At 68.9% G+C, this 22031-nt stretch carries 22 protein-coding genes and 1 pseudogene; 20 read left to right on the forward strand and 3 right to left on the reverse strand.

The window, feature by feature from the left end:
- Positions 1-4 precede the first annotated feature (4 nt).
- The 18 genes and pseudogenes from WJ35_RS21165 (at position 5) to WJ35_RS21250 (ending at position 16655) form a co-directional block, all read left to right on the forward strand.
- Complete coding sequence (locus WJ35_RS21165) at positions 5-1423, forward strand: MFS transporter (RefSeq protein WP_046425884.1); 1419 nt, start codon at positions 5-7, stop codon at positions 1421-1423.
- Positions 1424-1501: 78 nt separating this feature from the next.
- The gene (locus WJ35_RS21170; protein ID WP_230459746.1) at positions 1502-3301 is read left to right on the forward strand and encodes a fatty acyl-AMP ligase; all 1800 of its coding nucleotides are present in this window, start codon (positions 1502-1504) and stop codon (positions 3299-3301) included.
- A 60-nt stretch (positions 3302-3361) separates the two neighbouring features.
- On the forward strand, positions 3362-4321 hold the full coding sequence (locus WJ35_RS21175; RefSeq protein ID WP_034194882.1) for an acyl-CoA desaturase: 960 nt from the start codon (positions 3362-3364) through the stop codon (positions 4319-4321).
- A gap of 25 nt (positions 4322-4346) precedes the next feature.
- A complete protein-coding gene (locus WJ35_RS21180) occupies positions 4347-5330 on the forward strand; it encodes an acyl-CoA desaturase (RefSeq protein WP_069239924.1) in 984 nt (327 codons plus the stop codon).
- Positions 5331-5385: 55 nt separating this feature from the next.
- Complete coding sequence (locus WJ35_RS21185; protein ID WP_011881349.1) at positions 5386-5706, forward strand: acyl carrier protein; 321 nt, start codon at positions 5386-5388, stop codon at positions 5704-5706.
- Between the two features lie 13 nt (positions 5707-5719).
- Positions 5720-6817 carry a fatty acid desaturase gene (locus WJ35_RS21190; RefSeq protein ID WP_011881350.1) on the forward strand — a complete coding sequence of 366 codons (1098 nt, stop codon included), beginning with the start codon at positions 5720-5722 and terminating at the stop codon, positions 6815-6817.
- Positions 6817-7740: an alpha/beta hydrolase gene (locus WJ35_RS21195; protein ID WP_011881351.1), complete on the forward strand. Its 924-nt coding sequence runs from the start codon at positions 6817-6819 to the stop codon at positions 7738-7740. The genes WJ35_RS21190 and WJ35_RS21195 overlap by 1 nt, the downstream gene beginning before the upstream one ends.
- Complete coding sequence (locus tag WJ35_RS21200; RefSeq protein ID WP_011881352.1) at positions 7737-7922, forward strand: rubredoxin; 186 nt, start codon at positions 7737-7739, stop codon at positions 7920-7922. Before WJ35_RS21195 ends, WJ35_RS21200 begins: the two co-directional genes overlap by 4 nt.
- A 169-nt stretch (positions 7923-8091) precedes the next feature.
- Positions 8092-9276 (forward strand): thiolase family protein, encoded by a 1185-nt coding sequence (locus WJ35_RS21205; RefSeq protein ID WP_011881353.1) that lies wholly within the window; start codon positions 8092-8094, stop codon positions 9274-9276.
- A 60-nt stretch (positions 9277-9336) separates the two neighbouring features.
- The gene (locus WJ35_RS21210) at positions 9337-9525 is read left to right on the forward strand and encodes a hypothetical protein (RefSeq protein WP_014724447.1); all 189 of its coding nucleotides are present in this window, start codon (positions 9337-9339) and stop codon (positions 9523-9525) included.
- Between the two features lie 371 nt (positions 9526-9896).
- Positions 9897-11096 (forward strand): PLP-dependent aminotransferase family protein, encoded by a 1200-nt coding sequence (locus WJ35_RS21215; RefSeq protein ID WP_060235629.1) that lies wholly within the window; start codon positions 9897-9899, stop codon positions 11094-11096.
- A gap of 10 nt (positions 11097-11106) precedes the next feature.
- A complete protein-coding gene (locus WJ35_RS21220; RefSeq protein WP_069224512.1) occupies positions 11107-11292 on the forward strand; it encodes a hypothetical protein in 186 nt (61 codons plus the stop codon).
- Between the two features lie 90 nt (positions 11293-11382).
- Positions 11383-11979, forward strand: coding sequence for a pyridoxamine 5'-phosphate oxidase family protein (locus WJ35_RS21225; protein ID WP_069239925.1), 597 nt, complete (start codon positions 11383-11385; stop codon positions 11977-11979).
- Positions 11980-12159: 180 nt separating this feature from the next.
- On the forward strand, positions 12160-13437 hold the full coding sequence (locus tag WJ35_RS21230; protein ID WP_069239926.1) for an epoxide hydrolase family protein: 1278 nt from the start codon (positions 12160-12162) through the stop codon (positions 13435-13437).
- 227 nt (positions 13438-13664) lie between these two features.
- A pseudogene (locus WJ35_RS21235) lies at positions 13665-14710 on the forward strand (alpha/beta fold hydrolase).
- The gene (locus tag WJ35_RS21240) at positions 14710-15246 is read left to right on the forward strand and encodes a cytochrome P460 family protein (RefSeq protein WP_060235619.1); all 537 of its coding nucleotides are present in this window, start codon (positions 14710-14712) and stop codon (positions 15244-15246) included. Before WJ35_RS21235 ends, WJ35_RS21240 begins: the two are co-directional and overlap by 1 nt.
- A gap of 255 nt (positions 15247-15501) precedes the next feature.
- Entirely contained in the window at positions 15502-15840 is a 339-nt protein-coding gene (locus tag WJ35_RS21245; protein ID WP_060235618.1) for a DUF4148 domain-containing protein, read from the forward strand.
- A gap of 23 nt (positions 15841-15863) precedes the next feature.
- A complete protein-coding gene (locus tag WJ35_RS21250; protein WP_069239927.1) occupies positions 15864-16655 on the forward strand; it encodes an alpha/beta fold hydrolase in 792 nt (263 codons plus the stop codon).
- A gap of 43 nt (positions 16656-16698) precedes the next feature.
- Here the strand turns inward: WJ35_RS21250 and WJ35_RS21255 are convergent, their stop codons facing one another.
- The gene (locus tag WJ35_RS21255; RefSeq protein ID WP_059890507.1) at positions 16699-17313 is read right to left on the reverse strand and encodes a LysE family transporter; all 615 of its coding nucleotides are present in this window, start codon (positions 17311-17313) and stop codon (positions 16699-16701) included.
- A 208-nt stretch (positions 17314-17521) separates the two neighbouring features.
- On the opposite strand from WJ35_RS21255, the gene WJ35_RS21260 reads away from it, so the two are divergent.
- The gene (locus WJ35_RS21260; protein ID WP_069239928.1) at positions 17522-18670 is read left to right on the forward strand and encodes a porin; all 1149 of its coding nucleotides are present in this window, start codon (positions 17522-17524) and stop codon (positions 18668-18670) included.
- 150 nt (positions 18671-18820) lie between these two features.
- On the opposite strand, the gene WJ35_RS21265 is transcribed toward WJ35_RS21260, so the two are convergent.
- The gene (locus tag WJ35_RS21265; protein ID WP_069239929.1) at positions 18821-19840 is read right to left on the reverse strand and encodes a zinc-dependent alcohol dehydrogenase family protein; all 1020 of its coding nucleotides are present in this window, start codon (positions 19838-19840) and stop codon (positions 18821-18823) included.
- Positions 19841-19966: 126 nt separating this feature from the next.
- Between WJ35_RS21265 and WJ35_RS21270 the strand changes: the two genes are divergently transcribed.
- Positions 19967-20920, forward strand: a complete 954-nt coding sequence (locus tag WJ35_RS21270; protein ID WP_069239930.1) for a LysR family transcriptional regulator — start codon at positions 19967-19969, stop codon at positions 20918-20920.
- Between the two features lie 163 nt (positions 20921-21083).
- Here WJ35_RS21270 and WJ35_RS21275 read toward each other — a convergent pair whose 3' ends face one another.
- Complete coding sequence (locus WJ35_RS21275) at positions 21084-22016, reverse strand: LysR family transcriptional regulator (RefSeq protein ID WP_011881366.1); 933 nt, start codon at positions 22014-22016, stop codon at positions 21084-21086.
- Between the last annotated feature and the right edge of the window lie 15 nt (positions 22017-22031).

The following is a 22031-nucleotide window of genomic DNA, read 5'->3' on the forward strand; positions in this document are numbered from 1 at the left end:
GGCCATGAGCGCACCCAGCGTGCCCGCTTCGCAGGCGCAGCCGAATTCGATTTCGCCGTGGCCGGTTTTCTGGATCGCGAGCGTCGCGGTGTTTCTGGTTTCGATCGACGTCACCGTGCTCTACGCGGCGTTTCCCGCGTTGCGACGGGCGTTTCCCGGCGCTGATTCGGGCGGCCTGTCGTGGGTGCTGAACGCCTACACGCTGGTGTTCGCCGCGTTGCTCGTGCCGGCCGGCCGCCTGGCCGACCTGTGCGGGCGCAAGCGGATGTTCCTGCTCGGGCTCGCGATGTTCGTCGGCGGATCGTTCGGCTGCGGGATCGCCTCGCGCATCGAGATGCTGTGGATGATGCGCGCGGTGCAGGGCGCGGGCGCGGCGCTGTTGCTGCCTGCCTCGCTGTCGATCCTGCTGGCGGCGTTCCCCGTCACCAAACGGGCGATCGCCGTGAGCCTGTGGGGCGCGGTCAGCGGCGTGGCCGGCGCATTGGGGCCGAGCGTCGGCTCGTTCCTGGTCGATCGCTTCGGCTGGCCGTGGGCGTTCTTTCTCAATCTGCCGCTCGGCGCGCTCGCGCTCTGGCAAGGATGGCGCGTGCTCGACGAGTCGCGTGACCCCGAGCGGGGCGCGCCGCTCGATCTGGTCGGCGTCGTCCTGCTGATCGTCGGCGTCGGCGCGATCGCGTTCGGGCTGGTGCAATCGGAAGCGCTTGGCTGGGCGTCGCCGAAGGTGGCGCTCGCGATCGCGGGCGGGCTCGCGATACTGGCCGCGTTCGTCGCGTGGGCGCGCACGGCCCGTGCGCCTGCGATCGATCTGTCGCTGTTCCAGGATCGCACTTACCGCTACATCAATCTGGCGTCGCTGTGCTTCGCGATCGGCTTCGCGATGATGTTCTTCCAGACGTTTCTGTTCACCACGGGCGTCTGGTCGTACTCGCTGACGCGCGCCGGGCTGGCCGGCACCCCAGGGCCGCTGCTCGTCGTGCCGACGGCGATCGTCTGCGGCCGGTTCGCGGCGCGCGCGGGGCACCGGCTTCTGCTGGTGACGGGAAGCCTGATCTCCATGGCGGCAAGCCTGTGGTTCGCGCTGGTGCCCGGCGTCACGCCCGACTATCTGCATGCCTGGCTGCCGGGCGCGCTGCTGACCGGGCTGGGCGTCGGGATGGTCATGCCTTCATTGTCGGCTGCCGCGGTTGCGCATCTGCCGCCCGCGCGGTTCGGCGTCGGCTCGGCCGTGAATCAGGCGATACGCCAGATGGGATCGGTGTTCGGCGTGGCGCTGACGGTCGCCATCACCGGCAATGCGATCACGCGGCTCGCCGAATTCCACACGCTCTGTTACCTGCAGATCGCGCTCGCGCTGGCGACGGCGATCCTGTGCGCGCCGGTGGATACGCGACCGCGCGTGCTCGCCTCCGCGGCGGCGCGTTGAGGGCGGCGCCGCGTTCGGCCCGGCGCCGGGCATGACGATTTGATCGAAACAATACGAAACCGATTATCCGAGGGTCTCATGATGGCCGGTAGCATTCCTCCCTCCGCTCTGCTGGCGGAGCGCACGACCTCGTCGCTGCTCCATGTGCTTCGCGAGCGTGCCGAGCACACGCCGGAGCGCGTCGCGTTCCATTTTCTGCGCGACGGCGAGGACGACGTCGCGAGCTGGTCCTACGGCCAGTTCGCCGCCGCTGCGGCCCACGTGCGCGATCTGCTCGTGCAGCACGCGCTGCACGAACGCCGCGTATTGCTGGTGCTGGAACCAGGTCTCGGTTACGTCGCGGCGCTGTTCGGAATCCTGCTGGCGGGCGCCACCGCGGTGCCTTCGTTTCCGCCGGCCGGCTCCCGCGCCGTGGCGCGTTTCGCGTCGATCTGCCGCGACGCCCGTCCCGACGTGGTGATCGCCGGCAAGCAGCATCGCTCGCTGCAACAGGAGCTCGACCGGCTGCACGACGGCGCGCGCGTCGCGCCGGCGTTGCTGACGATCGACGAGCATGCTTTCGACGCCATCGACGCATCGGCGCACGACTTCGGGCGCGTGCTGGAGCAGGGCCTCGATCTGGAGCGGCCGGCGCTGCTGCAGTACACGTCGGGATCGACGGGCGAGCCGAAGGGCGTCGTCGTCACGCACCGGAATCTCGTCAGCAACTGCGCGGTGATCGCCGAGCGGCTCGGCGCCGATCCGGAGCGCGTCGGCTGCACGTGGCTGCCGCCGTATCACGACATGGGCCTGATGGGCGCGCTGCTGCTCGCGGTGTTCAGCGGCTTTCCGCTCGTGATCCTGTCGCCGCAGCATTTCGTTCAGCGTCCGTATCGCTGGCTCAAGGCGATCAGCGACTACCGCGTGACCACCAGCGTCGCGCCGAATTTCGCGTTCGACCTATGCGTCGACCACATCAGCGACGAAGAAGCCGCCACGCTCGATCTCGGCTCGCTGCAGCACGTGTTCTGCGGCGCGGAGCCGGTGAGCCACGCGACGCTCGAGCGCTTCGCCGCGCGCTTCGGCCGGCATGGCTTCGAGCGCCGCGCCGTGGTGCCGTGCTACGGAATGGCGGAGGCGACGCTCTACGTGTCCGGCAAGCCCGGCCGTTCGCCGATCACGCTGATCGACGTCGACAAGGAGGCGCTCGCCCGCGGCCAGTGCGTGCCGCACGACGCGCAATCCGACCTGCTCGGGTGCACGACGCTGGTGGGCTGCGGGCCCGTGGCGGCCGGCCATCGGCTGCTGATCGTCGATCCTGCGACGAAGCGCGTGCTGCCGGAGCGCAGCATCGGCGAAATCTGGTTCAGCGGTCCGAACGTCGCTGCCGGCTATCTCGGCCGCGCGGACAGCGACGACGTGTTCGCGGCGGCGCTCTGCGACGAACGCGGCGACGCCGATTCGGCGCGCTACCTCCGCACCGGCGATCTCGGCTTTCTGAACCACGGCGAGCTGTTCGTCACGGGCCGGATCAAGGACGTCGTGATCGTCGCCGGGCGCAACCTCTATCCGACCGACATCGAAGGATCGGTGCAGGCCGCGCACGATGCGATCCGAACCAACGGCGTGGTGGCGTTTTCGATCGACGGCGGCCCGCGGGAGTCGCTCGTCATCGTTGCGGAGCTCAAGCGCTCGCGCCGTCTGAGCCCCGAGCAAATGGGCGAAGTGCGAGCGGCGATCACGCTGGCGGTCACGCGCGATCACGGCGTGGCGCCGGCGGTCGTGCACCTGGGGCCGATGGGCGCGATTCCGCTCACGACCAGCGGCAAGGTGCGCAGGCAAGCGTGCAAGCAGGCGTTCCAGCAAGGCAGCCTGAGCACGCTCGAGGCCCGCGCCTGAGCCGTTCGCCGCTTCCGCATTCCCGATTTCCATTGTCGCTGTCTTTCTTCGGAGCCAGTCATGGCTGAAGCAGATCTCTCGTCGTCGCGAACACCCGCGACCGCCCGTGCGGCCGACGCCGACACCGACTCGCGCGCGCGCCGGCTCGCTTATCTGACCGTCGGCGTTCCCGCGCTCGGTTTCGTGCTCGCGATTGCCTACACGTGGACATACGGCGTGCGCGCCACCGACTTCATCCTGCTCGCGGTGATGTATTTCTCGACCGCGATCGGCGTCGAAACCGGCATGCACCGTTACTTCTCACACCGTGCGTTCAAGGGACGGCCGATCGTCACCGTGATGCTCGGCGTATTCGGCAGCATGGCCGCCCAGGGGCCGATCCTGTTCTGGGCCGCGACGCACCGCATGCACCACGCGTTCACCGATCAGGACGGCGATCCTCATTCGCCGCTGCCGCGCGCGAACCGCCACGGCCAACCGAGCCGGCTCGCGGGCCTTTGGCACGGTCACGTGGGCTGGCTGTTCAGCGTGCGCCGCGAGAACTGGAGCGCGTATGCCGCGGACCTGCTGCGCGACCGCCTGATCGTCAATCTCAATCTGCGCTATGGGTGGTGGGTGCTGCTCGGCCTAGCGCTGCCCGCGCTGGCGGGCGCGTTGCTCGCGCCGGCCGGGCAGGCCTTGACCGGCGCCGTCGGCGGTTTCCTGTGGGGCGGGCTCGCACGGATCTTCCTGCTCGATCAGTCGACCTGGGCCGTCAATTCGCTGTGCCACACCATCGGCACCCGCCCGCACGCGACGCGCGACCACAGCCGCAATCTGGGCCTGCTCGCGATCGTCTCGGTGGGCGGCGCGTGGCACAACAACCATCACGCACAGCCGGCCTTCGCCAACAACGATCACGCGTTCTGGCAGCTCGATCCTTCCGCCTGGGTCATCCGCTTGCTCGACGCGCTGGGGCTCGTCACGGAGGTGCGCTATGCGCCCAAGCGCCGCGCGACGGCTCCTTCAATTTCGCCGTAATCCTGTTTAGCGTCTGGAGATTCCTATGAATTCGTCGATTCAGGTTGCACCCGGCGTGACTGCCGCAGGCGGGCTGTCGGCCGCCGACGGGCAGATCCCCGGTGTTTCGCCGCTGCTGGGCAGCGGGGCGCGCGTCAAACGCCTGACCGCCCTGGCCGTGATGCTGGTGCCGCTGGCCGGCTTCGCGCTGGCGGTACGCCAGCTCGTGCTGGGCGAGTTCGCCGCCACCGATCTCGTGCTGTTCGCGGTGTTCTATTTTCTGCACATGGGCGGGATCACGATGGGCTTCCATCGGTATCTCGCGCACAAGACGTTCCGCACGTCGAAGTGGTTCGAAGGGCTGCTGCTGATCTGCGGGTCGATGGCCGCGCAAGGACCGATCATGTTCTGGGTGACGACGCACCGCCGACATCACCTGTACAGCGATCAGCAAGGCGATCCGCATTCGCCGAATCTGGCCGGCAAGGGCCTGTTCGCGAAGCTGCGCGGCCTCTGGTATGCGCACATGCCGTGGATGCTGGCCCCCGACGTCTCGGGCTGGACCTTCTTCGCGCCCGACGTGCTGCGCGATCGCCGCCTGTTCTTCTATCACCGCACCTACGCCTGGTGGATCGTGCTCGGCCTCGTGCTGCCGGCCGCGATCGGCGGCGCCGTCGCCGGCTCGTGGCTCGGCGCATGGAACGGCCTGCTGTTCGGCGGATTGGCGCGCATCTTCGTGGCCAACCAGGCCGCGTGGTGCGTGGGGTCCGTGTGCCACATGTTCGGCGGCCGGCCGTTCAAGACCGGGGACAACAGCGCGAACAACTGGACGGTCGCCGTATTCACGTTCGGCGAAGGCCTGCAGAACAACCACCACGCATTCCCCGCGTCATACCGCCATTCGGTGAAGTGGTACGAGCCGGATCTGAGCGCCTGGGTGCTGTGGACGCTCGGCAAGCTCGGCGTCGTGCGCGATCTGCGTCAGCCGACGCCGGCGGCGATCCGCAAGCTCGCCAAGCAGCCGTATTGAAGCTAGTTGCCGTCGTCATTCAGTTCATCTCCCTCGTACGGAAGGATTAATCATCATGTCTCAAGCTGGAATCCTGGGCGGCCTGTTCGGCCGCAAGAAGGCGGTGGCCGCCGATGTCGGGCCGCTGACCGAAGCGTCGATCCGCAACTGGTTGATCGACCGGCTCGCCAAGCAGCTGAAGCTCGAGCGCGCCGCGATCGATCCCGCCAAGCGCTTCGACGAGTACGGGCTCGATTCGATCGTCGCCGTGCAGGTGTCGGGCGATCTGGAGAAGGTGGTCGAGCAGCGGCTGTCCCCGGCGCTGCTGTTCGAACACAACAGCATCGACGAGCTGGCGCGCCACCTGTCGACCGAGCTCGGTCTGCAAGCGGCGTAAGCGGGAGATCGACATGGCGAAAACCTATACGGTCCCCAGCGCGCCGCCGGCGCGTTTCGACGAATTCATGCAGAAGTCGAAGTCGCTCGAGGGCGTGCGGCTGACCGATGCGATTCCGAAATCCCTCTACGAGCCGCGCGTATGGCGCGGCATTCTCGGCTTCGTGGTGAGCTATGCGGCGTATATCGGCGCGCTCGTCGGCATCGCTTACGCGCCGCACTGGTTGTTCTACGTTCCGCTGTGGCTGCTGGCCGGCCTGGGCGGCTGGGGGCTGCATTGCATCGCGCACGATTGCGGGCACAACTCGTTTTCGCGCGTCCGATGGTTCAACCTGGCGATCGGGCACCTGTCGCTTCTGCCGCTGCTGTATCCGTTCCACGCGTGGCGCCACACGCACAACCTGCACCACGCGAATACCAACAACCTCGAGCTCGATACCGACTGGCGGCCGATTCCCGCGCCGCTTTACGATCGCATGCCGCTGTTGAAGCGGCTCGAGTACGCCGGCACCCGCAAGTGGCTGTTCTGGGCCGGCACGGTGAGCTACTGGAAGGAATCGGGCTTCCGTCCGGGCTTCTATCCGAAGCGCGAGATGCGGCGCGACGTGAAACGCTCGATCGCGTTCGTCCTGTTCGCGTCCGCGCTCTATTTCCCGGCGCTCATCTACTTCACCGGCATCACCGGCCTGTTCCTGTACTTCGTCGTGCCCTGGTTGATGATTCATGCGTGGTTCAGCGCCACGACGCTGATGCATCACACGTCGGACGAGATCCCGTTCCTGCCGTCGCAGCACTGGACGCCGAACGCCAGCCGCTTGCTGGTGACGACCGACTACCGGTATCCGAAGTGGCTGCACTTCATGACGCACAACATCTCGGTGCATACGGCGCACCACGTCGCGCCGATCGTGCCGTTCTACAACCTGCCGAAGGCGCAGGCGGCGCTCAAGCAGGCGTTTCCGGGAATGATCCGCGAAAAGGATTTCTCCTTCGGCGATCTGTGGCACGTGATCGGTCACTGCCATTTCTACGACACCGAGTCGGGTTACTACCGCAGCCTGTCCCGGGAGGCCGTGCCGGTCGGCGCGCGTGCGGCGGCGGAGGGCCGGTGATGGCGGCAGCGAACCCTACCGACGTCTCGCCGCTCGCGCGGCGCAAGGCCCGGAAGCCGTCGTGGCGCGTTCGGCTCGGCCGTCGTGCGCTGCGCGTGCTGACGACCTTCGCGCCGCACGCCGCGGGGCGCCGGGCGGCCGACACGTTCGGCTTCACGCGCGGCTACGGGCTGCCCGTCAGCGACCGCGTGCCGCTCGGTGCGAAGGAGGCGTCCATCGACGGCAACGCGGACATCGACCGCGCCTATCACTGGGAGGGCGGCGCATCGCGCGTGCTGCTCGTGCATGGCTGGGGCACCGACAGCAGCAGCATGCTGAGCTTCGTGAAGCCGATGCAGTCGCTCGGCTTCTCGGTGGCCGCGTTCGACGCGCCCGCGCATGGCCGTTCGCCGGGCAAGCATACGACGATGACGCAGTTCACCCGCGCGACGGGTGCGGTGCTGGATGCGATCGAAGGCGCGCAGGTGGTGATTGCGCATTCGCTCGGCTCGATCGCGGCCGTCTCGGCGCTGGCCGAGCGCTCGCGCCGCGCGTCGTTGCGCTGCCTCGTGCTGATCGCCCCCACCAGCGGCCTGACCGAGGTGCTGGAGCGCTGGGCCAGCCGCGACATGGCATTTCCGCGCCCGGTGGTCGAGCGCATCTATGCGGAGCTGCAGCTGCGCAACGGCGTGCCGGTCAGTCACTGGGATCTGCTCGCGCGCGGCGCGTCGCTCGACGTCCCGGTATTGGTGGTGCACGACCCGGCCGATTCGGTGGTGCCGTACTGCGAGGCGCAGCGCGTCGTGGCCGGGCTGCCGGACGCGACGCTGTGGCCGGCGCCGGGCGCCGGGCACGGCCGCATCCTGTCGGATGCGAGGGTACGCGAGCAGGTGCGCGAATTCGTGACGCGACAGACGTCGAACCTGGGAGAGATGGCGAGATGAGCACGACGGCGGTAGAGATGCGCACGCTGATGTGTCTGGTGTGCGGCTGGATTTATTCGGAACGGCACGGTGCGCCGGAAGACGGCATTGCACCGGGCACGCGCTGGGAAGACATTCCGGCCAAATGGAAGTGTCCCGAGTGCGGCGTCGGCAAGGAGGACTTCGAAATGGTCTCGATCTGACGCGATGGCGGGGCGCGCGTCGCCCCGCCACCGGTGCGTGCGTCGGCACACGAGAACGCTTTGCGAACGTGCCGGGCATGCGAATGCATGCGTTCCTTTCCCGCAAGCGCCGCGTCGAGTTGCGGCGGCATCCGTCCCGCATGAAGCGGGCTTTGAATGGAGTGTTGAAATGGTTGCTCGACAGGTAGTGATCTGCAGTCCCGTCCGGACGCCAATCGGCGCGTTCGGCGGCACGTTGAAGGACGTTGCGGCGACGGCGCTCGGCGCGGCCGCGTTGCGCGAAGCGGTGCGTCGCAGCGAGATCGATCCGGCGGAGCTGGCGTCGGTCGTGATGGGCAACGTCGTGCAGGCCGGCAACAAGATGAATCCCGCGCGTCAGGCGGCCGTCGCGGGCGGCATTCCCGTGACCGTGCCCGCGCTGACGGTCAATCGCGTGTGCGGCTCCGGTGCGCAGGCCATCGCGAATGCGGCGCAGGACATCTGGCTCGGCTTCGGCGAGGTTGCGGCGGCAGGCGGAATGGAGAACATGGACGGCGCGCCGTATCTGCTCGGCGGCGGCCGTTGGGGCTATCGGATGGGCAATGCCGAGATCGCCGACAGCATGCTCGTGGATGGCCTCGTCGATGCGTTCTCCAACCTGCATTCGGGATGGCACACGGAAGACCTCGTCGCGATGAAGGGGATCACGCGCGAGCAGCAGGACCGCTGGGCGGAACGTTCGCAACGGCGCTTCGCCGACGCGCAGGCGCGTGGGGCATTCGACGCCGAACTGGTGGCGGTCGAGGTCGCGGGGCGCAAGCAGACCGTCCGATTCGAGCGCGACGAGCAGCCGCGCCCGGACACGAACTTCGAGTCGCTTGCGAGGCTGAAGCCCGCATTTCGCGCTGACGGCACCATCACCGCCGGCAATGCGCCCGGCCTGAACAGCGGTGCGGCGGCGATGATCGTGGCCGAGCGGCGTTATGCCGAGACGCGCGGCATCGAGCCGATCGCCACGCTCGTCTCGTACGGCGTGGGGGCGGTCGAGCCGGGCCTGTTCGGACTCGGGCCGGTGCCGGCAGTGAAGATGGCGCTCGCGCGTGCCGGGTGGTCGATGAACGACGTCGAGCGGTTCGAGATCAACGAGGCCTTTGCCGCCGTGCCGATCGCGGTCGCGCGCGAGCTCGGCATCGACGAAGAGCGGATCAACGTCGAAGGCGGCGCGATCGCGCACGGTCACGCGATCGGCGCGACCGGTGCCGTCCTGACCACCCGTCTTGCACATTCGATGCGCCGCGACGGCATCAAGCGCGGCATCGTGACCTTGTGCATCGGCGGCGGCCAGGGCATCGCTCTCGCGCTCGAAGCCGTCTGACGGCAGCCCGGCCGCGACGACGGCCGGCAGCGTCCGGACCATCAGGATCACGGAGAAGACATGGACGAGCGTTCAGCACTGGAAGACCTGAGTGCCCTTGCCGCGACCGGGCATACGACGGCGCATGCCGAGCTTGCGCGCAAATGGTTGGCCCATTTCGGGGCCGACCGCGTGCAGGACCTCGACCTCGGCATGCTCGAGGCGATTGCCTGCTATGTCCGCGACGGCATAGCGCCGCCGCACGGATAGCGCACGCTTGCCGGCGGCCGGGGCACGGCGCGCCTTGCCGATGCTGCGTCGTGGTGCGTACCGCTGACGATGCGGCGAGCTCGCGCCGTGGCCCGGCCGGCCGTGGCGTCGCCGGTGGCAGCTTGCCCGACGGCCGGCCGCACACGTCCGTCAGAGCGGCCGGGCCTTGCTTCGCAACGCCGCAAGGCGCGCGTTCCCCGCGCGCCAATTGATGACCAAACCGCAAGACATAGTGCATAGATATCGTTTGCGGCGGCTTTAACGGCTGCCGACAATCGTGGCTTGAATTCCCCGCGGCGTGCGCCACGCGCGCCGCGGCGCGCGGCCCCGGCGGCTATCCCGGCCGTCGCCGCCATCCAGCTCACGACGACATGTACGCGTTCACCACCCCGTTCCAGCACCCCGCCGGCTCGCCGATCCGCGAGCTGTTCAAGTATCTCGGCGAGCCCGGGATGATTTCCTTCGCGGGCGGCTACCCGGCCAGCGACCTGTTCGACGTCGACGGCCTGAACGCGGCCGCCGCGCGCGCCTACGCGCAGCCGACCCGCTGCCTGCAATACGGCCCGACCGACGGCCTCGCCGAGCTGAAGCACGAGCTCCTCGCGCTGATGTCGCGCCGCGGCGTTGCCTGCACGCCCGCCGAACTGGTCGTCACGACCGGTTCACAGCAGGGCCTCGACCTGCTGCTGCGCGTGATGGTCGCGCCGGGCGACGTCGTGCTGACCGAGCAGCCGGCCTACCCGGCAACGCTGCAGGCGCTGCGCCTGCAGCAGGCGCGCGTCGTCACGATCCCGGTCGACGGCGACGGCCTCGACGTCGACCGCCTCGACGCGCTGCTGGCATCGGGCACGATCGCGCAGCCGAAGCTGCTGTACACGGTGCCGACCTTCGCGAACCCGACCGGCGCGACGCTCGCGCGCGAGCGCCGCCTGAAGCTGCTGCGCCTCGCGGTGCGGCACGGCTTCCTGATCGTCGAGGACGACCCGTACGCCGACCTGCGCTTCGCGGGCGAAGCACTGCCGTCGATGCTGGCGCTCGCCGGCGAAGTGGACGGCGCGCGCGACTGGATCGTGCATTTCGCGAGCCTGTCGAAGATCGTCGCGCCGGGCCTGCGGGTCGGCTGGACGATCGCGCCCGCCGAGATCGCGCGACGCTGCGTGATCGCGAAACAAACGGTCGATCTGTGCAGCGCGCCGTGGACGCAGGCGATCGCCGCCGAGTATCTCGCCGACGGCGCGCTCGAACGTCATCTGCCGCGCATCACGGATGCCTACAAGCGCAAATGCGCGGCGATGTGCGATGCGCTGCGCGACGGCCTCGGCGATGCGATCGAATTCCATCGTCCGGAAGGCGGGATGTTCGTGTGGGCGCGGATCGGCGCGGTGTCGTCGGCGCAGCTGCTGCAGCACGCGATCGCGAACAAGATCGTTTTCGTGCCCGGCAACGCGTTCTTCGCGGACAACGTCGACGACGCGTCGCTGCGCCTGTCGTACGCCGCGCCGGACGTCGACGCGATCCGGGAAGGCGTCGCGCGGCTCGCGCGCGCGTATGGCGCGGCGCTCGCCGCGTGAGGCGGCCTCGATGAGCATCGTCACCGACGGCGTCGGATCGACCGGCGCCGCGCCGGTCGTCGCCGCTATCGGGCCGGCCGCGCATCGGTCGTCGCAGATCGGCGCAGGGCCGCAGTACGTCGCGGACGTGCTCGGCCGCTTCGCCGCGGAGCCGGGCGACACGACCGCGGCGACCGTGGTGCGCGGCTACAACTGAGCCGCCCGGCGCACCGCGGCTCACGCGGGAAGCGCGCCGGCGGATCGGTTAAGCTGGCGCGATCGAATTCCTCAACCGCGCCGCGCCATCATGTCCGTTCCAGCTGCCGACTCGCTCGCGCACGTCTACGACCGTCTGTGGTCCTGCCTCGAATCCGGCGTCGGGCCGCAGCGCTCGCCGTTCACGATGCTGCAGGCCGCGACGCTCGGCCTCGACGGCGCGCCGAAAGTGCGCACGCTCGTGCTGCGTCAGGTGCGCCGCGCGGGCCACGTGCTGTCGTTCCACACCGATGCGCGCTCGGAGAAGGTCGCGGAGCTGCGTCGCGATCCGCGCATCGCGCTGATCGGCGTCGATCTCGACGCGCTCGTGCAGATTCGCGTGGAAGGCGTCGCCTCGATCTGCGCGGATGAAGCGCAGCGACGCGCGGTCTGGCAAGCGAGCCGTCCGCACACGCTGCTGCTGTACCGCGCGCCGCTGCCGCCCGGCACGCCGATCGACGCGCCCGGGCACGCGCATGTCGCGCCGGCTCCCAGCACGGCATCCGCCGCCGACGGCTACGCGAACTTCTGCGTGCTCGACGTCGCCGTGACGCGCATCGACTGGCTCGACCTCGCGCGCAGCGGCCATCGCCGTGCGCTGTTCGAGCTGCACGACGACGGCTACGACGGCCGCTGGGTCGCACCTTGACCGCACCTTGACCGCGCCGCGCGGCGCACGGCTACAAACGCATACGTACCGGACAAACTCGCGATACATCGGACCTTTCAAATGGGCGACGCCGCACGACCGCGTGCGCCCGCTCGACAGACGGCGCGCCGGCGCGCGCGGCATGTTCACTTTCCACTTCAAGAAAGGAGATGCCGAACGATGTCTTCCACACCTTTTTCCCCGCTGCGTCGCCATCTGCTGGCGTCCTCCATGGCAGCCGGCGTATCGGCGATGCTGCCCACCGCGCTGCACGCGGCCACGGGCAACACCGGCATACGGCCGTTTACCGCTCGCATTCCCGAGCGGGCGCTGACCGACCTGCGCCGCCGCATTGCCGCGACGCGCTGGCCGGGCCGCGAGACGGTAGCCGACGAATCGCAGGGCGTGCGGCTCGCGCGCATGCAGCAGCTTCTCCAGTACTGGGGCGCCGACTACGACTGGCGCAAGGGCGAAGCGCGCCTGAACGGCTTTCCGATGTTCATCACGGAAATCGACGGCCTCGACATTCACTTCATCCACGTCCGGTCGCGGCACGAGAACGCGATGCCGATGATCATGACGCACGGCTGGCCCGGCTCGATCTTCGAGCTGCTGAAGGCGATCGGCCCGCTGACCGATCCGACCGCGCACGGCGCGAGCGCCGACGATGCGTTTCACGTCGTCGTGCCGTCGCTGCCGGGCTTCGGCTTCTCGGGCCGGCCGACGAAGACGGGCTGGGGCTCGGACCACATCGCGCGCGCGTGGGGCGAACTGATGGCGCGTCTGGGCTATGCGCGCTTCGTGTCGCAGGGCGGCGATTGCGGGTCGGTGATTTCGCACCGGATGGCGATGCAGCGCGTGAAGGGGCTGGCCGGGATTCACGTGAACATGCCGGCCACGGTGCCGCCCGACATCGCGACGCTGCTCGCGACCGACGCGCCCGCGCCGGCCGGGCTGTCGGCGAAGGAAAAGGCCGCCTATGAAAAGCTCGCGACGTTCTACCGCGACAACTGCGGCTACTCGGCGATGATGGTGACGCGCCCGCAGACGGTCGGCTACGCGCTGGCCGATTCGCCCGCCGGGCAGGCTGCATGGATGTACGACAAGATCTCGCAGTGGACGTACAGCGGCGGCATTCCCGAGCGCTCGATTCCGCGCGACGAGATTCTCGACGACATCTCGCTGTACTGGCTGACCAACACGGCGACGTCCGCGGCGCAGATCTACTGGGAGGATCACTCGAACAACTTCAACGCGGTGGACATCGCGCTGCCGGCAGCCATCACCGTGTTTCCCGGCGAGATCTATCAGGCGCCGCGCAGCTGGGCCGAGCGCTGCTATCACAACCTGATCTATTTCAATGAGGTCGGCAAGGGCGGGCATTTCGCGGCATGGGAGGAGCCCGAGCTGTTTGCGCAGGAAGTGCGTGCCGGGTTCCGGCCGCTGCGCCGCGCGTAGGGGCGTGGTCTGAAGGACGAACGCGAGCCTGCGCAAACACGGCTCGCGTTCGTCCGCAGGTGCCGTTTTTCACAGGATTTTGAATCGCTGTATGTCGTATTCGAACGCAGATACGTTGAGATACAAAGCATCGGCCAGGTTCGGATATAAATCCGGTGAAGCGATTCCAGCGCGCCCGCCCAGTGCCGTGGGCCCTTTCCTCAGCTATCGACCATGGAGAACGAGTCATGCCTGAAACCGTGAACACCCGCCGCCGCCTGATCCTGGGCACGACGCTCGCGAGCCTTGCCGACCTGGGGCTCGGCAATCTCGCGCGCGCGCAATCGGCGCCCGATGCGTCGCCGACGCCGCGCGCGGCCGGCGGCGGCGCGTCGTTCGGCGCGATCCGCCAGATCGACGCGGGCGTGCTCAACGTCGGGTATGCGGACGTGGGACCGAAGCACGGCCCCGTCGTGTTCCTGCTGCACGGCTGGCCCTACGACATCCACAGCTACGCCGAAGTCGCGCCGCTGCTCGCGGCGGCCGGCTATCGCGTGATCGTCCCGTACCTGCGCGGCTACGGCTCGACGACGTTCCGCTCGGCCGACACGCCGCGCAACGGCCAGCAGGCGGTGACGGCCGTCGACATCGTCGCGCTGATGGACGCGCTGAAGATCGACCAGGCCGTGTTCGGCGGCTACGACTGGGGCGCGCGCACGGCCGACATCATCGCGGCGCTGTGGCCGCAGCGCGTGAAGGCGCTGGTGTCGGTGAGCGGCTACCTGATCGGCAGCCAGCAGGCGAACCAGAAGCCGCTGCCGCCGCAGGCCGAATTCCAGTGGTGGTACCAGTTCTATTTCTCGACCGAGCGCGGCGCGCTCGGCTACGCGCAGAACCGCGACGCGTTCAACAAGCTGATCTGGCAGCTCGCGTCGCCGAAATGGCAGTTCGACGACGCGACCTACGCGCGTTCGGTTCGGCAGCGTCGTTCCGGAATCCCGATCACGTGGCCGTCGTGATCCACAACTACCGCTGGCGTCTCGGGCTCGCGAAGGGCGATGCGCAATACGACGACATCGAGCGGCGTCTCGCGGCCGGGCCCGCGATCACGGTGCCGACGATCACGATGGAAGGCGACGCGAACGGCGCGCCGCATCCGGAACCGGCCGCATACGCGAAGAAGTTCACCGGCAGATACCAGCACCGCACGATCAGCGGCGGCATCGGCCACAACCTGCCGCAGGAGGCGCCGCAGGCGTTCGCCGATGCGATCCTGCAAGTGGAGCATCTGTGATGCGGGCGGGAACGGGTGTCATGCGTCGCGGCGTGGTTCGCGCATGCTTTGCGGGCGTGCTGCTGCTGGCCGCGCTGGGGGCGGACGGCCCGGCCGCGTTCGCGGAGCCGACGAAGCCGGCCGCGTCGCCGATCTACGGCGTGACGATTCCGCCCGGCTACCGGAAATGGGAATTGGTCGCGCCGGCCGAGGAGGCCGCGCCGCTCGACGAATTGCGCGTGGTGCTCGGCAATCCGGTCGCGATCCGCGCGCTCGAGCAGGCGACGCAGCCGTTTCCGGACGGCACGATCCTCGTCAAGCTGGCGTACAAGCGCAAGCAGTCGGACGAATTCCCGCCGGCGACGGTGCCGGGGCAGGCGACGACCGTTCAGGTGATGGTGAAGGACTCGCGCCGCTACGCGGCGACCGGTGGCTGGGGGTTCGGGCGCTTCATCAACGGCGTGCCGGCGGACATCGGCCAGCATCAGACCTGCTTCGCTTGTCATCAGGCGCGCGTGAAGAACCACGATTACGTGTTTACACGGCTCGCGCCGTGACGTGATGTCGCGCGAGCAAGGCGTGCCGCAATCGGCACGCCTTTTTTATTTTGCGCGGCGAATGCGGCGCGTGATTGTGTATCGCACTGTATCTGCGGCCGTCCTGGAAAAACTGGCATGCACTCGGCCCCGGTGACGGAAACATGCCGGATACGTTGGCGGGTTCTACTGTCGACATGCAGAAAACATTCGACATGCGACGTTGCATCGGATGCCGAATGATCGACCTGCCAACTTCCCTTCAGGAGAACGCTCATGAAAACCGCCCGAATCCTCGCTGCTGCCGCACTTGCCATCGCCCCTGCGCTGTCCTTCGCCGATGCCGGACACGGCCTCACGCGCGCCGACGTGCGCGCCGAACTGGTTCGGCTGGAGCAGGCCGGCTACAACCCGGCCCGCAGCGAACCGCACTACCCGGACGACGTTGCCGCCGCCACGCTGCGGGTCGCACAGTCCGACCAAAACGGCCCGTCGAAGTCCGACGGCGACAACGTCGCCGAAACGCCGTCGCCGGTCCGGCATCGCGACATGACGCAGGCGCGCGCCACGCATCCCGACGCCATCCCGTCCGATGACCTCTACGCGCATTCCTGATCAGAACAGAAAGGAGCATGACCATGGTTCGATTGATGAAACGGGTTCTCGTCTCCGCCGCGGTGCTCGGCGGACTGTTCGGCACAGTGGCGGCGCATGCCGCGCCGCAGGCCGACCTGAAAGGCACCAATGTCGTCCTCGTGCACGGCGCGTTCGCCGACGGCTCGAGCTGGAACCGGGTGATTCCGCTGCTCGAGGCGCGCGGCCTGCACGTCGTGTCCGTGCAGAACCCGCTGAGCTCGCTCGCCGACGATGCGGCCGCGGCCAGGCGCGTGATCGACCAGCAGCAGGGGCCGGTCGTGCTGGTCGGCCATTCGTGGGCCGGCGTCGTGATCAGCGAAGCGGGCAACGACGACAAGGTGAAGTCGCTCGTCTACGTCGCGGCGTTCGCGCCCGACAGCGGCCAGTCGATCGCCGACGTCACGCAGGGGCTGCCGCCGCCGTCGTGGGCGGGCGAGCTGCGCAAGGACGCGGCAGGCTTCACAAGGCTGTCGGACAAGGCCATTGCGCAGGATTTCGCGCCCGATCTGCCGCCCGTGCAGCAGCGCATCGTCGCGGCGACGCAGGGGCCGTGGTTCGGCGGCTGCATCGCGGAGAAGGTCGCGCAGGCCGCGTGGCACGCGAAGCCGTCGTCCTACGTCGTCGCGACGCAGGACCGGATGATCGACCCGACGCTGCAGGAAACGATGGCGAAGCGCATCGGCGCGACGGTGACGCGCGTGAACGGCAGCCATGTCGCGATGCTCAGCCAGCCGAAGGCCGTGGCCGACGCGATCATCGCGGCCGCGGAGCGCGCGCAGCACGATGCACGATGAATGACGCGGCGCCGCGCGTGCCGCCGCGCGATCGTGCGGCCGCTCAGCGCCCGGCCAGCATCTTCCCGCCGACCCCCATCAGCAGCAGCCCGGCCGTCGTATCGAGCGCGGCCTTGCGCGCGACCAGCAGGCGGCGCACCGCCGGGTGCGACGCGAGCAGCGCCATCGCGCCGTACCAGGTGCCGGAGATCGCGATCGACAGCGCGACGACCGCGCCGTCGAACCATGCCGACGCCTGGGCCGGGACCATCAACGCGAAGATGCTGCCGTAGAACGCGACGGCCTTCGGGTTCGTCATGCTGACCACATAGCCTTTTCTCGCGGCCTGCCAGCCGCCCGCCGTTGCGGGCGCGGCGGGCGCTGCCGGCTGGCCGGCGGCTAGCACCATTTTCAGACCGAGCCAGATCAGATAGAGGGCGCCCGCGAGCCGCAGCGCCGTGTGCACCCATGCAACGTGGGTCACGAGCAGGCTCAGGCCGCCGATCGCGATCGCGGCCCAGCTGCCGGATGCGGCGGCGAGGCCCAGCGCGGTCATCACGCCGGCGCGGCGCCGGGCGAGCGCGGTCGACGTGACGACGACGAAGTTCGGGCCCGGGCTGGCGACACTCAGCAGCAGGACGCCGGCGAGCGGCAGCAGGGCGGTGGCGGCGGTCGACATGGGATGGGCGGCGAATCGGAGCGGGCTTTCATCTTACAGAATGCCGCCCGACGATCTGCGCGATTGTTGACGAAGTTGGAAAGGTCCAATCCAGAAACAGCAATAGGTGTCGCGTATATGACCGATTATTCTCCGGGTCGCAGTTCCGGCCACGCGCGCAAATGCTGTCGGAGTGCTTACAAAATTAATTTGCTCAGGGAGGCCTTTCATGAGACGTATCGTCGTTCCCGCCGGTATCGGCGCGATTTTCGCTATTGCAGCACCTTCCGCGTTCGCGCAGCGTTCCGTCACGTTGTATGGCCTCGTCGACACGGCCATTCGTTATCAAACGAACGCCGGCCCGGACGGCCGGGACCTGATCGGGATGACGGTCGGCCCGGAAACGCACAGCCGGTGGGGCCTGCGCGGCAGCGAAGACCTCGGCGGCGGGCTGTCGGCGATCTTCCGCCTCGAAAACGGCTTCGAACTCGGCGACGGGAAACTGCACGCGGCGAACACGCTGTTCAGCCGGCAGGCTTATGTCGGGCTGTCGAGCAGCCGCTACGGCACGCTGACCTTCGGCAACCAGTACGCGCCGCTGTACGACACGATGGGCGACACCTTCGACCCGATGACCGTCGGCGACTACTGGCAGGACAGCTGGATGTACAACGGCATCGGCGGCTTCCTGACGGTGCCGAACTCCGTCAAGTACCAGTTTTCGTACAACGGCTTCAGCGTCGACGCGATCTACGGCTTCGGCAATCACGCCGGCGCAATGGGCCTCGACAGCACGTACGGCGTGGAACTGACCTATGCGCACGGGCCGGCGTCGATCAACGCGGGCTTCCACCAGACCTCGGTATCGTCGTTGAACGGCAGTGCGGTCAACGGCGCGAAGGTGAACTTCCTGCACGTGAGCGGCGCGTATCAGGTCACCCCGGCCGTGCGGCTGCTGGCCGGCTGGCTGCACGGCCAGGACAGGACCGGCACGACGGACTTCAACATGCAGCAAGCCGGCGCACCGACGCTGCGCGCGGGCAGCCCGAACCGCATCGACGATACCTTCTACGTCGGCGCGAACTGGCAAGCCTCCGCGCCGCTGCTGATCACGGTGGCCGGCTATTACGGCCATGCGCGCAACGCGGAGCGGCTCGACGGCACGCTCGGCGCCGGCATCAACTACTCCGCGACCGTGCTGGCCGAGTATGCGCTGTCGAAGCACACCGAGGTGTACGGCACGGTGGATGTCGCGCGCGGCAACGGCGCATTCGCCGCCGACTATCCGGGCGCAACCAGCCCGGCCACGGGCAGGGTCGACCAGATCGGCCGGACCAACAACGCCGGCGCGGCGATCGGCCTGCGCCAGATGTTCTGACGACGGCGTGCACGACGCATGAAACGAAACGCGGCGCCCGAGGGCGCCGCGTTTTGCTTTGGGCGTGGGCAGGGCCGGCGCGGCCGCGATCGCGCCGACCGCGACGATCGGACGGACGACGGTTGCCACGGCTGCCCGCACCGTCACGCCTTACGACGCGACGCGAATCACGACCTTCCCGAAGTGCTGCCCGGACTGCAGGTACGCATACGCGTCCGGCGTCTCGTCGAAGCCGAACACGCGATCGACGACCGGCTTGATCTTGCGCGCGTCGACGAGCCCGGCCACCGCATCGAGCATCGCGCGGCTGCCGACCATGATGCCCTGCAGCCGCCGGATGCCGCCGATCAGCGACAGCAGGCCGAGCTCGGGCCCTGCGAAGCTGCTGAGCCCGCCGATCACCGACACGACGCCGCCCATTTTCGTCGCGGCGACCGAGCGCGGCAGCGTGTCCCGCCCGCCGACCTCGACGACGATGTCCGCGCCCGTGCCGCCGGTGAGCCGCAGCACTTCGTGCTGCCATTCGGGCGTCGCGCGATAGTTGATCGTCGCGTCGGCGCCGAGCCGGCGCGCGCGTTCGAGCTTCGCGTCGCTCGACGACGTGATGATCGTGCGCAGGCCCGCCGCATGCGCGAGCTGCAGCGCGATGATCGACACGCCGCCCGTGCCGAGCAGCACGACGGTCGAGCCGGGCGCCGCGCCGCCGTCGGCGAACAGCGCGTTCCACGCGGTGATCCCCGCGCACGACAGCGTCGACGCTTCGTCGTAGTCGAGATGCGCGGGGATCGCGACCAGCGCGTTTTCGTCCGAGACGAAATACTCGGCGAGCACGCCGTCGAACTGCGCGCCGGGCGAGCCCGCGACCTTCGACGGCGTGGGCGGGCCGTCGATCCACGTCGGGAAGTAAGTGTTGATCACGCGATCGCCGGGCTTGAAGCGCGTGACGTCGCGGCCGGTCTCGACGACTTCGCCCGCGCCGTCGCCGACGGGGATCAGCGGTGCGTCGCCGATGCCGAGATAGTCGCCGCGCGCGAACATCAGGTCGCGAAAGTTCAGCGACGCCGAATGGATTTTCACGACGACGTCGGTCGGCCCGACGGCGCGCGCGGTCGCGTCGATGCGGCGTAGCCCGGCGATGCCGGCGCCGGGTTTCAGTTGCCATGCCTGCATGTCGACTCCTTTTTCGAGATAGTCGGGACTATCATAGTGTCGCGCACGGGGACGCATTGGCGAGAATTCGGCCGACGATTGTCGCCTGCAAGGACACAACCCGTCATCGCATCGGAGCGGAGCCGCATGGACGAACGACTGAGAGGCGTCGCGGAATTTGTCGACGTGGTGGAATCGGGCAGCTTCGCGGCGGCGGCGCTGCGGATCGGCGTGACGCGCTCGGCCGTCGCGAAGATCGTCGCGCGGCTCGAGCGGCGTCTCGGCGTGCGGCTCTTGCAGCGCACGACGCGCCGCCTGAGCCTGACCGACGAAGGGCTCGTGTACTACGAGCAATGCCGCCGCGTGCTGGCCGAGCTCGGCGAGACGGAGGCCGCGCTCGACGCGGGACGCCGCGAGCCGTCCGGGAGGCTGCGCATCAGCGCGCCGGTGCTGTTCGGCCGGCAGTGCGTCGCGCCGGTCATGCGGCGGCTGGTCGAGCGTCATCCGCGGCTCGAGGTCGAGATGTCGTTCAGCGATCGCATCGCGGATCTCGTCAACGACGGCTTCGACGTCGCGGTGCGCGTCGGCCCGCTCGTCGATACGACCGCGCTCGTCTGCCGCCCGCTCGGCATGCAGCAGATGGGCATCTGCGCGTCGCCTGCCTATCTGGCGCGACACGGCCGGCCAGCCGGGGTCGAGGATCTCGCGTCGCACGTCGGCATCGCGTACGCGCGCGGCGGGCAGCCGTCGCCGTGGCGCGTCATCGGCGCCGACGGCACGGTGCGGGAGCATCGCCCGGCCGGCCGCCTGCGGCTGGACGACCTGCAGGCGATCGCGGACGCCGCCGCGGCCGGCGCGGGGCTCGCGTGGCTGCCATGCTGGCTGATGGCGCCGTATCTGCGCGACGGCCGCCTCGCGCTCGTGATGGACAGCGACAGCGTGGGGAGCGCGGAAGTGTTCGCGGTGCGGCCGGCGTCGCGCCACGTACCGTCGAAGGTGCGTGTCGTCGTCGATGCGCTCGTCGACGAGATTCCGCAGATGCTCGCGTCCGACGACGCCGACGGAGAACGCGCGCCGCGACGCGCGAGCCGCACGCGGTAGCCACGGCGCACGTACGCCAGCACGATGCGCGGGCGCGAGCATTCGGCTATCGGCGAAAGCGCGTGGGCGTACGCGGATGGCCGCGCATGGCGGTTGCGGCAACCGGCTCGTATCCGGCGATGCCCGACCTCGTTGAGCGCAAGAGCAGTGACCCGTCACCGCGTCACAGCGCTTCCACCAGCAACCGGTTGCTGTTCCCGCAATACTCATGACACGCGGCGCGCGCGGCGATCGACGCGCCGTGCACGAACTTCGGCGCATCCGCGCGCCGTGACATCGACACCACGATCGACGGGGGCAACGGCTGCAGCGGCAGCTCGACCACCTCGCCGCGCTCGATCAGCGCATCGACGAACAGCACCGGAATCGCCGCGACGCCGAACCCGTCGCGCACCAGCTGCACGATGACCGAGATCGACGGCGAGCCGGTGATGCGCGTCTCCGACAGCGGCACGCCGTGCGCGTGCGCGAGCGTGCGCACGATGTCCTCGAGCGCGCGATGCGGCGCGGTCCCGCGCCCGTAGGTGAGGATCGGCTGACGCAGCACCTGCCGCGCGAGGCCCGTGCGCGTGTTCGGCAGCAGCCCCGCGCGGGCGATCCAGCGCACCGGATAGTTCGCGAGCGCGTCGCACACCACCGACGGCTCGTCGCTGCCTTCCACCCGAATGATCAGATCGAGCTCGCCGGCCATCAGCCGGCGCTGCAGCACGACGCTGACGTCGACGGTCAGGTCGACCTCCAGTTGCGGATAGTCGGCGGCGAGCCGGCGCAGGTAGTGCGGCAGCCAGCTGTGCACGACCGTCTCGATCACGCCGAGCCGCAGCTTGCCGCGCAACGCGCTGTCGCCGGCCGCGGCCGCCTGCAGCTCCTGCGTCGCGGCGACGACGGCCTTCGCGTAGCCGAGCAGGTATTCGCCGTGCGCGGTGAGGCGGAATTCGCGGCTGTCGCGGTCGACGAGCACCGTCTGCAACTCGTCCTCGAGCGCCTTCACGCGCTGCGAGATCGCGGCCGGCGTCGCATGCAGCGCAGCCGCCGTGGTGCGGAAGCTGCGCAGCTTCGCGAGCGTGACGAAGGTTTCGAGAAAGCGCGTGTTCATGGGCGATCGGTGGAC

The organism is Burkholderia ubonensis, from assembly GCF_001718695.1.
Lineage (GTDB): Bacteria > Pseudomonadota > Gammaproteobacteria > Burkholderiales > Burkholderiaceae > Burkholderia > Burkholderia ubonensis_B.

Coding starts and splice junctions, on each gene's coding strand:
- WJ35_RS21165 (WP_046425884.1), top strand. CDS start 5: ATGAGCGCACCCAGCGTGCCCGCTTCGCAGGCGCAGCCGAATTCGATT.
- WJ35_RS21170 (WP_230459746.1), top strand. CDS start 1,502: ATGATGGCCGGTAGCATTCCTCCCTCCGCTCTGCTGGCGGAGCGCACG.
- WJ35_RS21175 (WP_034194882.1), top strand. CDS start 3,362: ATGGCTGAAGCAGATCTCTCGTCGTCGCGAACACCCGCGACCGCCCGT.
- WJ35_RS21180 (WP_069239924.1), top strand. CDS start 4,347: ATGAATTCGTCGATTCAGGTTGCACCCGGCGTGACTGCCGCAGGCGGG.
- WJ35_RS21185 (WP_011881349.1), top strand. CDS start 5,386: ATGTCTCAAGCTGGAATCCTGGGCGGCCTGTTCGGCCGCAAGAAGGCG.
- WJ35_RS21190 (WP_011881350.1), top strand. CDS start 5,720: ATGGCGAAAACCTATACGGTCCCCAGCGCGCCGCCGGCGCGTTTCGAC.
- WJ35_RS21195 (WP_011881351.1), top strand. CDS start 6,817: ATGGCGGCAGCGAACCCTACCGACGTCTCGCCGCTCGCGCGGCGCAAG.
- WJ35_RS21200 (WP_011881352.1), top strand. CDS start 7,737: ATGAGCACGACGGCGGTAGAGATGCGCACGCTGATGTGTCTGGTGTGC.
- WJ35_RS21205 (WP_011881353.1), top strand. CDS start 8,092: ATGGTTGCTCGACAGGTAGTGATCTGCAGTCCCGTCCGGACGCCAATC.
- WJ35_RS21210 (WP_014724447.1), top strand. CDS start 9,337: ATGGACGAGCGTTCAGCACTGGAAGACCTGAGTGCCCTTGCCGCGACC.
- WJ35_RS21215 (WP_060235629.1), top strand. CDS start 9,897: ATGTACGCGTTCACCACCCCGTTCCAGCACCCCGCCGGCTCGCCGATC.
- WJ35_RS21220 (WP_069224512.1), top strand. CDS start 11,107: ATGAGCATCGTCACCGACGGCGTCGGATCGACCGGCGCCGCGCCGGTC.
- WJ35_RS21225 (WP_069239925.1), top strand. CDS start 11,383: ATGTCCGTTCCAGCTGCCGACTCGCTCGCGCACGTCTACGACCGTCTG.
- WJ35_RS21230 (WP_069239926.1), top strand. CDS start 12,160: ATGTCTTCCACACCTTTTTCCCCGCTGCGTCGCCATCTGCTGGCGTCC.
- WJ35_RS21240 (WP_060235619.1), top strand. CDS start 14,710: ATGCGGGCGGGAACGGGTGTCATGCGTCGCGGCGTGGTTCGCGCATGC.
- WJ35_RS21245 (WP_060235618.1), top strand. CDS start 15,502: ATGAAAACCGCCCGAATCCTCGCTGCTGCCGCACTTGCCATCGCCCCT.
- WJ35_RS21250 (WP_069239927.1), top strand. CDS start 15,864: ATGGTTCGATTGATGAAACGGGTTCTCGTCTCCGCCGCGGTGCTCGGC.
- WJ35_RS21255 (WP_059890507.1), bottom strand. CDS start 17,313: ATGTCGACCGCCGCCACCGCCCTGCTGCCGCTCGCCGGCGTCCTGCTG.
- WJ35_RS21260 (WP_069239928.1), top strand. CDS start 17,522: ATGAGACGTATCGTCGTTCCCGCCGGTATCGGCGCGATTTTCGCTATT.
- WJ35_RS21265 (WP_069239929.1), bottom strand. CDS start 19,840: ATGCAGGCATGGCAACTGAAACCCGGCGCCGGCATCGCCGGGCTACGC.
- WJ35_RS21270 (WP_069239930.1), top strand. CDS start 19,967: ATGGACGAACGACTGAGAGGCGTCGCGGAATTTGTCGACGTGGTGGAA.
- WJ35_RS21275 (WP_011881366.1), bottom strand. CDS start 22,016: ATGAACACGCGCTTTCTCGAAACCTTCGTCACGCTCGCGAAGCTGCGC.